This is a genomic window from Kitasatospora sp. NPDC088742, from assembly GCF_055584905.1.
Map to the genome: position 1 here is coordinate 23,101 of NZ_JBVJLD010000059.1, position 14,240 is coordinate 37,340.

Sequence of the window (14,240 nt, forward strand, 5' to 3'; positions counted from 1 at the left end):
CCCGATGGACTACGTGAGCGCGATCGTCCCCCCGCTGGTGATGGCGATCGGCTTCGGCTTCCTGGTGCGGGCCATCATCCGCTCCCAGGGCGGCGCCCAGCGCGCCAAGGAGGACGCCGCCGCCGACGCGCTGGCGCCCCGGAACGCCGAATAACCGAGCACCCGCTGACGCGCCGTCACCCTTCGGGGTGGCGGCGCGCCGCTCTGTTCCGAATAAGCAGAATTTGTCCGGATCTCCCCCCTATCCTGGCCGGACTATGGTGCGGCAACTCGGAGAACTCGAGAACGCCATCATGACCAGGGTCTGGCGCTGGAACCGGCCGGTCACCGTTCGCGAGGTTCTGCTGGATCTGCGGGAGGAACGCGAAATCGCGTACACCACCGTCATGACGGTGCTCGACAAGCTCCACAGAAAGGGCTGGCTCCGCCGCGAGCGGGCCGGCCGGGCCTATGTGTACGAGCCGGTCTCCTCCCGGGAGGCGTACACCGCGGCCCTGATGAACGACGCCTGGGCCACCAGTGACAATCCGGCCGCCGCCCTGGTGCACTTCTTCGGCCTGATGTCGCCGGAGCAGCGCGAGGCACTCCGGGACGCCCTGAGGGTCACCGCCCCCGACACCCCGCCGACGGGGGAAGAAGGCGATACCGGGGAGACCACCGGGGCACCGGCGCGATAGCGTCCCGCCATGGAGGTCACCATCCGCCGGGCGCGGACCAGCGATGTGCGTGCCGTTCGGCGACTGATCGACGGCTACTCGCGCAACGGCATTCTGCTCGACAAGCCGACGGTCACACTGTTCGAGTCCGTCCAGGAGTTCTGGGTCGCCGAGCGCGACGAGGACGGACTGGTGGTGGCCTGCGGCGCCCTGCACGTGATGTGGGAGGACCTGGCCGAGGTGCGCACCCTCGCGGTGGACCCGGTCTGCCACGGCCGGGGCATCGGCCACCTGCTGCTGGAGAAGCTGGTGGCGACCGCCCGCTGGCTGGGCGTCCGTCGGATTTTCTGCCTGACCTTCGAGGTCTCCTTCTTCGCGAAACACGGTTTCGTGGAGATCGGCGAAACCGACGACGGTACCTCAGACCCGGCCGCCATCGCTACGGATGTCTATGAGGAGCTTCTACGTTCGTACGACGAAGGTGTCGCGGAGTTCCTCGACCTGGAGCGCGTGAAGCCCAACACGCTGGGCAACTCCCGCATGCTGCTGCGCCTCTGAACACGCACGGAACAGGCCATCGGACACCTTCGGAGCAGCCAGGGGTTTGTGTTTTCACGGAAAAGGCGCTTTCCTTTCCTCAGGCAATGGGTCGTTTACACGGAAAGGGAAGCCCGTGGCACAGAGGGTGCAGGTCATTCTTGAAGACGATCTCGACGGCGGTTCGGCGGACGAGACCGTGACGTTCGCCCTGGACGGCGTGGCCTACGAGATCGACCTGAAGAGCGCGAACGCGGACAAGCTGCGCGGCCTGCTGGCCCCGTACCTGGACAAGGGCCGCAAGCAGAGCGGGCGGCTGGCCGGTGGCCGTCGCAGTGCGGGCCGGAGCACGGGCCGCCCGGCGGCCGGCGCGCCGGACACCGCCAAGATCCGCGCCTGGGCGAAGGAGAACGGCTACGAGGTCAACGACCGCGGCCGCGTTCCGAGCAACGTGCGCGAGGCGTACGAGCGGGAGAACCCGTCCTGACCGGTCGTCAGGGCGCCAGGCCCAGCCGGGTCCGGGCGCAGGCGTCGGCCAGGCAGTCCAGCAGGCGGAGCAGGTCGGGCGAGCGCAGGTCGAGGCCCGGGCCGTGTCCGCCGTGACGCAGCCAGACCGCCCGTCGGTCATCGGGGCGCGGAGGGTCCTCCTCCGCGCCCCGCGGCCGTGAACCGGCCGGGCGCCCGCGCGGTGGCCGCGGCGGCGGCACCCTGAGCTGTCCGGCCGCCAGCGGGACCAGGTCGAGGCCCAGCCCCGGGCCCCAGCCCAGCCAGTCCAGCAGGTCCGGCACCTGCTCGGCGGTGCCGGGGGCGAGCAGGAAGGCGGCCCGGCGGCCGCGGGCCAGCACCGGCCCGGTGGTCCGGCCGAGGCGGTCCAGCCGGCCGAGCGCGGCCAGCCCCGCCGGGCGGGCCAGCTCCACCCGGTCCGACCCGAGCAGCACCCCGGCCGCCGCGGTCCGGCCCGACTGGACGGTCATGGGCTGTGCAACGCTGGAGGAGCACGGCGGTCACGCGGGTACCACCCGGACGGCCCCCGGCCCGAGCTGACCCACCGTCACCACGGGGGACTTCTCGCCAGGCGAACACCGCCACCCGGGAAACTGCGCGAAACTCGCCGGAATACCGGGTATGAATGCAGGTGGGTGGGGCAGACGGCCCCGGCCGAGCAGATCGCGGGACCGGCCGACGCGTCCACGACGGGCCTTGTTCGCCGTTGGCGTAGCGGAATCGGGTGCATGGGGCCCGACCGTGGGAACACCGTCACCCAGCATCAGGTTGGGAATGGTGTCGGCTGGTCGCGCAGCTGATAAGGGCTCCACGAGAGTGGAGCCGATCCGTGAGCCGCGCCGCTGAGCGGGACTAGCATGCGGAAGGACAGGGCGGGGACAGTCCCCGAACTGCCCGACCGCTCTGAGGAGCGATAAACGATGTTCGAGAGGTTCACCGACCGCGCGCGGCGGGTTGTCGTCCTGGCTCAGGAAGAAGCCCGGATGCTCAACCACAACTACATCGGCACCGAGCACATCCTCCTGGGCCTGATCCACGAGGGCGAGGGCGTCGCCGCCAAGGCCCTGGAGAGCCTCGGGATCTCCCTGGAGGCCGTGCGCCAGCAGGTCGAGGAGATCATCGGCCAGGGCCAGCAGGCCCCGTCCGGCCACATCCCCTTCACCCCGCGGGCCAAGAAGGTGCTGGAGCTTTCGCTCCGCGAGGCCTTGCAGCTCGGTCACAACTACATCGGCACCGAGCACATCCTGCTCGGCCTCATCCGCGAGGGCGAGGGCGTCGCCGCCCAGGTCCTGGTGAAGCTCGGCGCCGACCTCAACCGGGTGCGCCAGCAGGTCATCCAGCTGCTCTCCGGCTACCAGTCCGGCGGCAAGGAGTCGGCCACCGCCGGCGGTCCGGCCGAGGGCACCCCCTCCACCTCGCTGGTCCTGGACCAGTTCGGGCGCAACCTCACCCAGGCCGCCCGCGAGGCCAAGCTCGACCCGGTGATCGGGCGCGAGAAGGAGATCGAGCGGGTCATGCAGGTGCTGTCCCGCCGCACCAAGAACAACCCCGTGCTGATCGGTGAGCCCGGCGTCGGCAAGACGGCCGTGGTCGAGGGCCTGGCCCAGGCCATCGTCAAGGGCGAGGTTCCCGAGACGCTCAAGGACAAGCAGCTCTACACCCTGGACCTCGGCGCGCTGGTGGCGGGCTCCCGCTACCGCGGTGACTTCGAGGAGCGCCTGAAGAAGGTGCTCAAGGAGATCCGCACCCGCGGCGACATCATCCTGTTCATCGACGAGCTGCACACCCTGGTCGGCGCGGGCGCCGCCGAGGGTGCGATCGACGCCGCGTCGATCCTCAAGCCGATGCTGGCCCGCGGTGAGCTCCAGACCATCGGTGCCACCACGCTGGACGAGTACCGCAAGCACCTGGAGAAGGACGCGGCGCTCGAGCGCCGCTTCCAGCCGATCCAGGTCGCGGAGCCGTCGCTGCCGCACACCATCGAGATCCTCAAGGGCCTGCGGGACCGCTACGAGGCGCACCACCGGGTGTCCATCACCGACGCCGCGCTGGTCGCCGCCGCCACCCTGGCCGACCGCTACATCTCGGACCGCTTCCTGCCGGACAAGGCGATCGACCTGATCGACGAGGCCGGCTCCCGGATGCGCATCCGCCGGATGACCGCGCCGCCGGACCTGCGCGAGTTCGACGAGAAGATCGCCGACGTGCGCCGGGAGAAGGAGAGCGCGATCGACGCGCAGGACTTCGAGAAGGCCGCCTCGCTGCGCGACGACGAGAAGCAGCTCCTCACCGCGAAGGCGAAGCGGGAGAAGGAGTGGAAGGCCGGCGACATGGACGTCGTCGCGGAGGTGGACGAGGAGCTCATCGCCGAGGTCCTGGCCACCGCCACCGGCATCCCGGTCTTCAAGCTGACCGAGGAGGAGTCCTCCCGCCTGCTGCGCATGGAGGACGAGCTGCACAAGCGCGTCATCGGCCAGAAGGACGCCATCAAGGCGCTCTCCCAGGCGATCCGGCGCACCCGTGCGGGCCTCAAGGACCCGAAGCGTCCCGGCGGTTCGTTCATCTTCGCCGGCCCGTCCGGCGTCGGTAAGACCGAGCTGTCCAAGACGCTGGCCGAGTTCCTGTTCGGCGACGAGGACGCGCTGATCTCGCTCGACATGTCGGAGTTCTCGGAGAAGCACACCGTCTCCCGGCTCTTCGGCTCCCCGCCCGGCTACGTCGGGTACGAGGAGGGCGGCCAGCTCACCGAGAAGGTGCGCCGGAAGCCGTTCTCGGTGGTCCTCTTCGACGAGGTCGAGAAGGCGCACCCGGACATCTTCAACTCGCTGCTGCAGATCCTGGAGGACGGTCGCCTGACCGACTCCCAGGGCCGGGTGGTCGACTTCAAGAACACCGTCATCATCATGACCACCAACCTCGGCACCCGGGACATCTCCAAGGGCTTCAACCTCGGCTTCGCGGCCACGGGTGACAGCACCACCGGGTACGAGCGGATGAAGGCGAAGGTCGGCGAGGAGCTCAAGCAGCACTTCCGCCCCGAGTTCCTGAACCGCGTCGACGACATCGTGGTGTTCCACCAGCTGTCCGAGGAAGACATCATCCAGATCGTCGACCTGATGATCGACAAGGTGGACGGCCGCCTCAAGGACCGCGACATGGGCCTGGAGCTCAGCATCGAGGCCAAGAAGCTGCTGGCGAAGCGTGGTTACGACCCGCTGCTGGGTGCGCGTCCGCTGCGTCGCACGATCCAGCGCGAGATCGAGGACCACCTGTCCGAGAAGATCCTCTTCGGCGAGCTGCGCGCCGGCCACATCGTGGTCGTCGGCGTCGAGGGCGAGGGCAAGGAAGCGAAGTTCACCTTCCGCGGTGAGGAGAAGTCCCCCGTGGCCGACTCCCCCGCCACCGTGACGGCGGGTCCGGACCTCACCAAGTAAGGTTTGTTGCAGGTTCCGAAAGGGCCCCCGCACCGGTCATAACACCGGCGCGGGGGCCCTTTCGCTATGCCCGCCTCTTCATCTCCAGGTCACAATTCCTGTGATGAACCGCACCCCGATCCCCGCCGTTCGACGGATGGCGCCGGTGGTCCGTACGCGATGGACAGGCTCAGCGGCGGGGAAGGCCCCGGCAGTTGACGCATGATCAGCTGATCGGAGCGGCGGAGCATAGCGCCGTGACCATGTCATGGTCAAGGTCTTTCTTTTTCATCCACGCTTGGATCAAATGACGTCCACCTGTCTTTCATTGGTTCACCGGCGGAGCCAAGAGCTCGGCCGGTATGGGGAGGACGTCACCACGTTGAACATATCCAAGAAGGTTGCCTCGGCGACCGCTGCCGCGGCGGTCATCACCGCCCTCGGCGCGGGGCTCCTGCCGGCCTCCGCCACGGCCGCCCCGGTCGTCCCGGTCAGCAATGACCCGGCCGACGCGGTGCAGACCGCGTCCGTGGACCACAACCTTGCCGGCCCGCTGAGCGCCAAGGTCGAGGCCGAGCAGAAGGCCGCTCTGGACCAGCTGCTCGCCGGTACCGCCAAGGTCGAGAAGCACAACGGCGGCACCAGCATCAAGCTCGGCCGCGACAAGTACGTGGAGCTCGCCCGCGAGCGCACGGACAAGATCTTCACCATCCTGGTCGAGTTCTCCGACCAGGTGGACAACACCACCAAGCTGCCCGACGGCAAGCTCAAGTACGGTGGCACCCCCGGCCCGCAGCGGAACCAGATCCCGCAGCCGGACCGCGCGAAGGACAACTCCACGGACTGGCGGGCGGACTACAACCGCCAGCACTACCAGGACATGTACTTCAGCAAGACCCAGGACTCGCTCAAGACCTACTACGAGCGTCAGTCCTCCGGCCGTTACTCGGTCGACGGCCAGGTCACCGACTGGGTCAAGGTGCCGTGGAACGAGGCCCGTTACGGCTCGGACTACTGCGGCCAGCACGTCTGCAACAACGCCCAGGACCTGATCCGCGACGGCGTCAACGCCTGGGTCGCGGACCAGAAGGCCAAGGGCCAGACGGACGCCCAGGTCAAGGCCACCCTGGCCCAGTACGACCAGTGGGACCGGTACGACTTCGACCACGACGGCAACTTCAACGAGCCCGACGGTTACGTCGACCACTTCCAGATCGTGCACGCCGGTGAGGACCAGTCCGCCGGCGGCGGTGCCCAGGGCACCGACGCGCTCTGGGCCCACCGCTCGTACGCCTACGGCGCCCTCCAGGGCCAGACCGGCCCGGCGGACAACAAGCTCGGTGGCACCCAGGCCGGCGACACCGGCATCTGGGTCGGCGACTACACCATGCAGGCCGAGAACGGTGGCCTCGGTGTCTTCGCCCACGAGTACGGCCACGACCTCGGTCTGCCGGACCTCTACGACACCACCGGCTCCGGCAACGACAACTCGGTCGGCTTCTGGTCGCTGATGTCGTCCGGTTCCTGGCTCGGCACCGGCAAGAACTCGATCGGCGACAAGCCGGCCGACCTCGACGCCTGGTCCAAGCTCAAGCTGGGCTGGTTCGACTTCGAGAAGGCCAAGGCGGGCAAGCTCTCCGCCCACCTCCTCGGCCCGGCCGAGTACAACAACAAGCGCCCGCAGGGCCTCGTCGTCGACCTGCCGAGCAAGACCGTCACCACCGACATCAACACTCCCTTCCAGGGCAGTGGTGAGTGGTGGAGCGGCTCGGCCGACGACCTGAACGTCGCGCTGACCCGTGACCTCGACCTCACCGGCAAGACCTCGGCCTCGCTGACGGCCAAGGGCTGGTACGAGATCGAGCAGGACTACGACTACGCCTACGCCGAGGTCTCGACCGACGGCGGCGCCAACTGGGTCGGCCTGAACGGCACCTGGAACGGCACGGCCATCCCGCTCAACCCGGGCAACAAGGCCGGTCTGACCGGTAACTCGGGCGGCCAGTGGGGCGACCTCGCCTTCGACCTGAACCCCTACGTGGGCAAGGCCGTCAAGGTCCGCTTCCACTACACCACCGACGGCGGCGTGCACGAGAAGGGCCTGGCCCTCGACAACATCGCCATCACCGCCAACGGCACCCAGGTCTTCACCGACAACGCGGAGAGCGGCGACAACGGCTGGAAGGCCGACGGCTTCTCCCGCATCAACGGCAAGTTCTCCAAGGACTACGCCCAGCACTACCTGGTGGAGAACCGTCAGTACATCTCGTACGACGAGATGCTGAAGACCGGTCCGTACGTCTTCGGCTCCACGGTGAAGCCGGACTGGGTCGACCACTACGCCAACCAGAACGGTCTTCTGGTCTGGCTGTGGGACGAGTCGCAGACCGACAACAACGTCACCAACCACCCGGGCTCCGGCCTGATCCTGCCGGTCGACTCGCACCCGACCCCGCTGAAGTGGGCCGACGGCAGCACGATGCGCCCGCGTCTGCAGGGTTACGACTCCACCTTCGGCTTCGACCGCACCGACGGCCTGAAGCTCCACAAGGCGGACGTCCTCACCACCATCCCGTCCTCGAAGGGCGTCTCGTCCTTCAACGACGCGAAGAACAAGTACTGGGACGCCTCGACGCAGTTCTCCTCCGTCCAGGTCCCGAACACCAACACCGCGATCTCGGTCCTCTACGAGAGCTGGAACAAGCTCGAGACCCTGGTCCTGGTCAGCCCCGGCAAGTGAGCTCCGCTCAACTGACGTGGTAAGCAGGTGACTTCGGCCCCGCCGGGATTCGTCCCGGCGGGGCCGGAGTGCGTCTGACCTCCGGTCACTTCCGGAGCAGGCCGAGCAGGTCCGTGACGGCCTCCTCGATCTCCTCCGCCGTCCACTCCATCGCCTCGGCCGCCACCGTCACCTCGGTCAGCGCGCAGCCCGGCACCGGCCCGTCGATCCACAGGCCGAACAGCCCGACGCCCTGCTCCTCCGCCAGCCGGACCGTGGCCTCGTTCAACTCCCCTGCGCCGTACGGCATCCAGAGCTGGAACTGGTGGGTGTGCGGCACCTCGGGCACCACCCGGGCCCCGGCCGTCCCGGCCAGGGCGGCCGCCACCACCTTCGCGTGCGCGACGTAGGCCGGCAGCTCCGGCAGCACCCGCTCCAGCCCGGCCAGCGCGGAGAGCGCGGCCGGCCACTGCTGGAAGAGCTGGCCGCCGTACCGGTGGCGCCAGACCTTGGCCTCCCGCACGAAGGCCTCCGGCCCGGCCAGCGCGGCGCCGCTGATGCCCTCCAGGGTCTTGTAGAAGGAGACGTAGACCGAGTCGCCCAGGGCGGCGATCTCCGGTAGCGGGCGGCCCAGATGGGGCACCGACTCCCAGAGTCTGGCCCCGTCCAGGTGGACCCGAATGCCCTCCACCGCGCCGACGGCGGCGGTCAGCTCCTCCCAGGTCGGCAGGATGAACCCGGCGTCGCGGAGCGGGAGTTCGAGCATCAGGGTGCCGAACTCCTCCTCGCAGCCCAGGAGTTCCTCCGCTGTGGGCAGCCGCGGCTCCTTGGTGGGCCAGACCGCGGAGAGGCCGGTCAGGCGCTGGTAGGCGCGGCGCTCCCAGCGCTCGGGGTGGGCCAGCGGGTGCATGGCCACCACGGAGCTGCCGGTGCGGTCGGCCCAGTACCGGAGGGCGATCTGCTGGGCCATCGTGCCGGTCGGGAAGAAGGCCGCGTCGGGCTTGCCCAGCAGCTCGGCGACGCGCTGCTCAAGGGCCCGGACCACGCCGTCCCCGTACATGTCGGGGCGGACGTCCAGATCGAGTCCGACGGTCTCGGCCTCGGCGGTCAGGGCGGCCATGCGCTCCCGGAGCGACAACGGGCGGCCGCCCGAGAGCAGCCGCCCGCAGCGGCGGAAGGCGGTGAAGCGGCGGTCCCGCAGGGCCGCGAGCGAGGAATCGGTCATACGAACGATGCTGCCCCAGCGCCGGCCGGAACGACAGGCTCGCGGACGGGGCGAGCCGTCAGGCGGCGATCCAGCGGTAGACCGAACCGTCCACCTTGCAGGTGATCCACTCGCCGTTGCGGTCGTGGGTGGAGCGCCCGAGGTCGGCCTTCCGGCAGAACTGGCCGTCGTTGTAGCAGTTGCCCGCGTTGGACTTGATCTCGCAGACCTGCGCGGCGGGGGCGGTGGTCCTCGGCGCGGCGGGCGTGGCGGGCGTGGTGGCGGCCGGCTTCGGGGCGGCGGGGGCGGTGGTCCTCGGCGCGGCCGGGGCCGTGGTGGCCGGCTTCGGCGTGGCCGCCTTGGTGGTGGCCGGCGGTGCGGCAGGCGGCGGGACGGCCGCCGGGGTCACCGCCGCGGGGGCCTGCGTCGGCGTCTCCACGACCGTCGGCGTGGGCGTGGGCGTGGGCGTGGGGCTGGGCGTCGGCGAGGCGGCCGGGGTGGAGACGGCGGCCGGGCTCGGCGGCGCCTTGACCGGGGTGACGGTCCCGGGCCCGCAGGCGGCGAGGGCGGTGGCGGCCACCGCGAGCAGGGTGGTGCGGAGGGCAGTACGGAGGTGTCTCATGCGACCTGTTCCGGCTCGGTCGGGGGATGTCCCGAAGCTCTGGGTGCGCGGAGGCTACCGCGAGGTTCGCACACGAGTTCACACTTCCCGCACACCCGTCCGGCTTGCCCGGAAAGTCCCCCCGACTCCGTCAGCCCTGTGACCGCCCTCACGGTTGGCATCCCGCCGGAGGGGGTAGGGCGGTGGGCCTCGTCACAGGCCGACCGGGATTACGAGCCGCCGTAGTAGCCGACGGGGGCGCCCCCGGACCGGCGGATCCGTCAAGGGCCCGCCCGACGCACTACCCACCGTCGTACGTCACACCGTTTGGGGCTGCACCCGATGTCCGTTTAGACCTGTCTGGTCCCCATCCGTCCAGCTGCCACGAGGTGCTGCCACCATGACGACGTCCCTGCTCCACGCCGCCAAGAGCCGGCTCACCGCCCACCGCCCGGTCGTGCTCTGGACCGGCGCCCTGGCGATCGCCTCCGGCGCGCTGCTGATGCCGGGCACCGCCGCCGCGCAGACCGTGCAGCCGACCACCCCGGGCTCCTCGCTCTTCACCGCCCCGGCGTACACCGACCCGACCGCCCCGGTCGAGCTCACCCACCCGGGCAAGTACGAGCTGCCGCACTCGGCCTCCGCGCAGGCCGCCGTCTCGATCGCGGACAACCTCCTCCTGACCCCGGCGAAGGCCGAGGCCCACGAGGGCGAGCAGGCCGCCGACCGGTCGCAGGCCCGTGCGGAGGCCCCCGCGCCCGCCCAGGAGGCCGCCCCGGCCCCGCAGGCCGCCCCGGCCCCGCAGGAGGCCCCGGCCCCGTCCTGGTACTCCCCCGCCCCCGGCGCGCGGATCAGCAACCCCTACGGCGGCAAGAACGCCAGCTACGCGGCCGGCTACCACACCGGCACCGACTTCGCGGTGAGCACCGGCACCCCGCTGCTCGCGGTGGCCGACGCCACCGTGGTCTCGGCCGGCCGGGACGGCGCGTACGGCAACGAGATCGTGCTCAAGCTGCCCGACGGCAAGTTCGCCGAGTACGCGCACCTGTCCTCGCTCGGGGTGACGGCGGGTCAGACCGTGAAGGCGGGCCAGCAGATCGGCAAGGCCGGCACCACCGGCAACTCCACCGGCCCGCACCTGCACTTCGAGATCCGCTCGGCCAACCGCTACGCGGCCGTGATCGACCCGCTCGCGTACCTCAAGGGCCACGGCGCGGTCGGCTTCTGATCCGACGTCAGGCTTCTGGTCCGACATCAGGAGAACGGGCCCCCGTGACGCTCAGGCGCGCGGGGGCTCGATCCGTTCCGCGATCTCCAGCGCGACCACCAGCGCCGCGTCGGTCGCCCGCGCCAGGCTGGTCACCGTGCCGGTCTCGCAGAGCGCCTCCGGCCCCGCCGCCAGGTCCTGCTTGAGCAGGAAGAGCGCGGTGTGGAAGGCGAACAGCGCCATCGCCGCCCGGAGCCGGTCCTCGGGAGTCGCCTCCGGGCCGTGCACCAGCTTGATCATGGCGACCATGCGGTCCTTGAACTCCAGCCCGGCGGAGGAGTCCCGCAGGGCCGGCTGGTTCTCGTGGAAGAACCGCAGCAGCGGTGCCCGGTCGGCCGCCCCCGAGGCGAAGCGGCGGATCAGCTCGTCCCGGAGCTCGGGCGTCCAGGGCTTCCCCTCGCCCCAGGCGATCACCTCGTCGATCGGGGCCGCCGCCTGCTCGATGATGCCGTGGACGATGTCGTCCTTGGTCTTGAAGTGGTAGTAGAGCGCGGCCTTGGTGACACCCAGCCGGTCGGCGATCTCCCGGAGCGAGGTCTCCTGGTACCCCTGCTCGGAGAAAAGCTCCAGGGCGACCTCGACGATGCGTCCCCTGGTGCCGCTGCGCGGACTCTGCGTCGTGCTCATCGGTGGGCGGCCTCGGCTCCATCGGAAATCGGCTTGACGCCAGGACAAGGACACCTTACCGTGCCACAGGTCCATCAACTAGCCGGGCGGCAAGTAAGTAACCCGGCCGCGGTAGTGCAGGGAGTTCCCACCCATGTCGAAACAGCAGGTCGAAACCGTCGAGCCGCCCGCTCCGGCAGCCGACCCGACCCCGCGCAGCCCCCGGGAGATCCGGCTGGTGATGATCGGTCTGGTGGTCGCCATGCTGCTGGCGATGCTGGACAACCTGATCGTCGGCACCGCGATGCCGACGATCGTCGGCGACCTCGGCGGCGCCGAACACCTCTCCTGGGTGGTGACCGCCTACACCCTGGCGACCGCCGCCTCCACCCCGATCTGGGGCAAGCTCGGCGACCTCTACGGCCGCAAGGGCACCTTCGTCATCTCGATCGCGATCTTCCTGCTCGGCTCGGCGCTCTCCGGCCTCTCGCAGTCCATGGGCCAGCTGATCGCCTTCCGCGCCGTGCAGGGCCTGGGCGCCGGCGGTCTGATGGTCGGCGTCATGTCGATCATGGGCGCGCTGGTGGCCCCGCGTGACCGCGGCAAGTACCAGGGCATGTTCGCCGCCGTGATGGCGCTGGCCACCGTCGGCGGCCCGCTGATCGGCGGCTTCATCACCGACCACCTCAGCTGGCACTGGACCTTCTACATCAACCTGCCGCTCGGCGTGGTCGCGCTGGCCTTCATCGTGGTCACCCTGAAGCTGCCCACGGTCCGCTCCAAGGCGAAGATCGACTACCTGGGCGCGGCGCTGCTCACCGTCGGCATCACCTCGCTGGTGCTCATCACCACCTGGGGCGGCCAGGAGTACGCCTGGGGCTCCAAGCAGATCCTCGGCCTGGCCGCGCTGGCCGTCGCCTCGCTGATCGCCTTCGTCTACGCGGAGCAGAAGGCCGAGGAGCCGATGCTCCCGCTGACGCTCTTCCGCAACCGCAACTTCGCCATGGTCTCGGTGATCGGCTTCATCGTCGGCTTCGCGATGTTCGGCGCCGTCACCTTCCTGCCGCTGTACCAGCAGCACGTGCAGGGCGCCTCGGCCACCTCCTCCGGCCTCCAGCTGATGCCGATGATGTTCGGCATGCTGGTGGTCTCGCTGGAGGTCGGACAGGCCATCACCAAGACCGGCAAGTACCGGATCTACCCGATGATCGGCACCGCCGTGATGGCCGGTGGCTCGCTGCTGCTCTCCACCCTGGGCACCGACACCAGCCGCTTCGTCTCCTCCTGCTACATGGTGGTGCTCGGCGCGGGCATGGGCTTCCTGATGCAGGTCACCATGCTGGTCGCGCAGAACAGCGTGGAGCTCAAGGACATGGGCGTGGCCAGCTCCACCGCCACCCTGTTCCGCACCATCGGCGGCTCCTTCGGCGTGGCCCTGTTCGGCGCCCTCTTCAACGACCGGGTCACCTCGACCATGGCCGAGGCCGGCGCCGGCGCGGGTTCCAAGGGCTCTGGCAACATCGCCCAGCTCGGCCCGGAGGCCGTCCGGGCGCTGCCCGCGCCGGTCCAGGACGCCTTCCACCACGCGGTGTCCAACGGCATCCACACCGTCTTCGTCTGGGGCGCGGTGATCAGCCTGGTCGCGGTGGTCGCCTCGGTCTTCCTCCGCGAGGTGCCGCTGCGCGGCGCCGGCGAGCCGGTGCTCGCCGAGTAACGCACCGTCAGAACGGCGAGGGGCCCGGTCCGTACGGACCGGGCCCCTCCGTGTGCGGCGCCTACTGCGGCAGCCGGTAGACCCCCTGGGAGACCGGCTCCACCAGACCGTCGGCGACCAGCCCGTCCAGCGCGCGGGCCCGCTGCACGTGGTCCGGCCAGACCGCGTCCAGCCGGGCCTGCGGGACCTCCCCGTGCGCGTCCCGGAGCACCGCCAGCAGCTTGCCCCGGACCTGACGGTCCGTCCCCTCGTACGTCTGCCCGCGCCGGGCCGGGCCCTCGTACGGCGGGCACCCCGCCGCCTGCCAGGCGCACCGCCGCCGCAGCGGGCAGGCCCCGCACTCCGGGCCGCGTGCGGTGCAGACCAGCGCGCCGAGCTCCATCACCGCAACCGCCCAGACCGCCGCCGTGGCGGTGTCCTCCGGCAGCAGGCCGGTGGCGGTGCGGCGTTCGGCGGCGGTGGTGGCCTGGGCCGGGTACTCCACGCCGGTGACCGCGCGGGCGAAGACCCGGCGGACGTTGGTGTCCAGCACCACGTGGCGCTGCTTGAAGGCGAACGAGGCCACGGCGGCGGCGGTGTACTCGCCGACCCCGGGGAGGGCGAGCAGTGCGGCGTGGTCCTCGGGCACCTCGCCGCCGTACTGCTCGGTGATCGCGGTGGCGGCGGCGTGCAGCCGCAGCGCCCGGCGCGGGTAGCCGAGCCGGCCCCACATCCGGACCGCCTCGCCGGGCGCGTCGGCGGCCAGCGCGGCGGGGGTGGGCCAGCGCTCCAGCCAGGCGGCGTACGCGGGCAGGACCCGCTTCACCGGGGTCTGCTGGAGCATGAACTCGCTGACCAGGACCGCCCAGGGGCTCGCCTCGGGCGTGCGCCAGGGCAGGTCACGGGCGTTGGCCGCGTACCAGTCGAGCACGGTCGAGTGGAGCAGCGGGGCGGAGGTCTCAGTGGTGGTGGCAGCCATGGCCCGGCCATCCTCGCACCGGGCTCGCCGGGCCTCCAAACGCCCCGGTGGGGGCCGCCGG

General features: G+C 70.5%; 13 protein-coding genes. 8 read left to right on the top strand and 5 right to left on the bottom strand.

Going from position 1 to position 14,240, the window contains the following annotated elements; genetic code table 11:
• Positions 1-4 precede the first annotated feature (4 nt).
• The 4 genes from ACZ6ZR_RS33395 to ACZ6ZR_RS33410 all read left to right on the top strand — a co-directional run bounded on the left by ACZ6ZR_RS33395 (position 5) and on the right by ACZ6ZR_RS33410 (position 1,680).
• Positions 5-154 carry a hypothetical protein gene (locus ACZ6ZR_RS33395; RefSeq protein WP_345289208.1) on the top strand — a complete coding sequence of 50 codons (150 nt, stop codon included), beginning with the start codon at positions 5-7 and terminating at the stop codon, positions 152-154.
• Between the two features lie 103 nt (positions 155-257).
• Positions 258-677: a BlaI/MecI/CopY family transcriptional regulator gene (locus tag ACZ6ZR_RS33400; protein ID WP_465648866.1), complete on the top strand. Its 420-nt coding sequence runs from the start codon at positions 258-260 to the stop codon at positions 675-677.
• Between the two features lie 9 nt (positions 678-686).
• Positions 687-1,214: an amino-acid N-acetyltransferase gene (locus ACZ6ZR_RS33405; RefSeq protein ID WP_465648867.1), complete on the top strand. Its 528-nt coding sequence runs from the start codon at positions 687-689 to the stop codon at positions 1,212-1,214.
• 115 nt (positions 1,215-1,329) lie between these two features.
• On the top strand, positions 1,330-1,680 hold the full coding sequence (locus ACZ6ZR_RS33410; RefSeq protein WP_465648869.1) for a histone-like nucleoid-structuring protein Lsr2: 351 nt from the start codon (positions 1,330-1,332) through the stop codon (positions 1,678-1,680).
• 7 nt (positions 1,681-1,687) lie between these two features.
• Here ACZ6ZR_RS33410 and ACZ6ZR_RS33415 read toward each other — a convergent pair whose 3' ends face one another.
• On the bottom strand, positions 1,688-2,167 hold the full coding sequence (locus ACZ6ZR_RS33415; RefSeq protein WP_465648871.1) for a hypothetical protein: 480 nt from the start codon (positions 2,165-2,167) through the stop codon (positions 1,688-1,690).
• 450 nt (positions 2,168-2,617) lie between these two features.
• On the opposite strand from ACZ6ZR_RS33415, the gene ACZ6ZR_RS33420 reads away from it, so the two are divergent.
• Both ACZ6ZR_RS33420 and ACZ6ZR_RS33425 read left to right on the top strand, forming a co-directional pair.
• On the top strand, positions 2,618-5,131 hold the full coding sequence (locus ACZ6ZR_RS33420) for an ATP-dependent Clp protease ATP-binding subunit (RefSeq protein WP_465648873.1): 2,514 nt from the start codon (positions 2,618-2,620) through the stop codon (positions 5,129-5,131).
• A gap of 361 nt (positions 5,132-5,492) precedes the next feature.
• Entirely contained in the window at positions 5,493-7,850 is a 2,358-nt protein-coding gene (locus tag ACZ6ZR_RS33425) for an immune inhibitor A domain-containing protein (RefSeq protein ID WP_465648875.1), read from the top strand.
• 85 nt (positions 7,851-7,935) lie between these two features.
• On the opposite strand, the gene ACZ6ZR_RS33430 is transcribed toward ACZ6ZR_RS33425, so the two are convergent.
• The gene (locus tag ACZ6ZR_RS33430; protein WP_465648877.1) at positions 7,936-9,054 is read right to left on the bottom strand and encodes a threonine aldolase family protein; all 1,119 of its coding nucleotides are present in this window, start codon (positions 9,052-9,054) and stop codon (positions 7,936-7,938) included.
• 58 nt (positions 9,055-9,112) lie between these two features.
• Positions 9,113-9,655 (bottom strand): hypothetical protein, encoded by a 543-nt coding sequence (locus tag ACZ6ZR_RS33435; protein WP_465648879.1) that lies wholly within the window; start codon positions 9,653-9,655, stop codon positions 9,113-9,115.
• Between the two features lie 379 nt (positions 9,656-10,034).
• On the opposite strand from ACZ6ZR_RS33435, the gene ACZ6ZR_RS33440 reads away from it, so the two are divergent.
• Positions 10,035-10,862, top strand: coding sequence for a M23 family metallopeptidase (locus ACZ6ZR_RS33440; RefSeq protein ID WP_465648881.1), 828 nt, complete (start codon positions 10,035-10,037; stop codon positions 10,860-10,862).
• A 51-nt stretch (positions 10,863-10,913) separates the two neighbouring features.
• Here ACZ6ZR_RS33440 and ACZ6ZR_RS33445 read toward each other — a convergent pair whose 3' ends face one another.
• Positions 10,914-11,528, bottom strand: a complete 615-nt coding sequence (locus tag ACZ6ZR_RS33445; protein WP_465648883.1) for a TetR/AcrR family transcriptional regulator — start codon at positions 11,526-11,528, stop codon at positions 10,914-10,916.
• A 133-nt stretch (positions 11,529-11,661) separates the two neighbouring features.
• On the opposite strand from ACZ6ZR_RS33445, the gene ACZ6ZR_RS33450 reads away from it, so the two are divergent.
• Complete coding sequence (locus ACZ6ZR_RS33450; RefSeq protein ID WP_465648884.1) at positions 11,662-13,221, top strand: MDR family MFS transporter; 1,560 nt, start codon at positions 11,662-11,664, stop codon at positions 13,219-13,221.
• 61 nt (positions 13,222-13,282) lie between these two features.
• Here the strand turns inward: ACZ6ZR_RS33450 and ACZ6ZR_RS33455 are convergent, their stop codons facing one another.
• The gene (locus ACZ6ZR_RS33455) at positions 13,283-14,179 is read right to left on the bottom strand and encodes an HhH-GPD family protein (protein ID WP_465648886.1); all 897 of its coding nucleotides are present in this window, start codon (positions 14,177-14,179) and stop codon (positions 13,283-13,285) included.
• Positions 14,180-14,240: the final 61 nt, after the last annotated feature.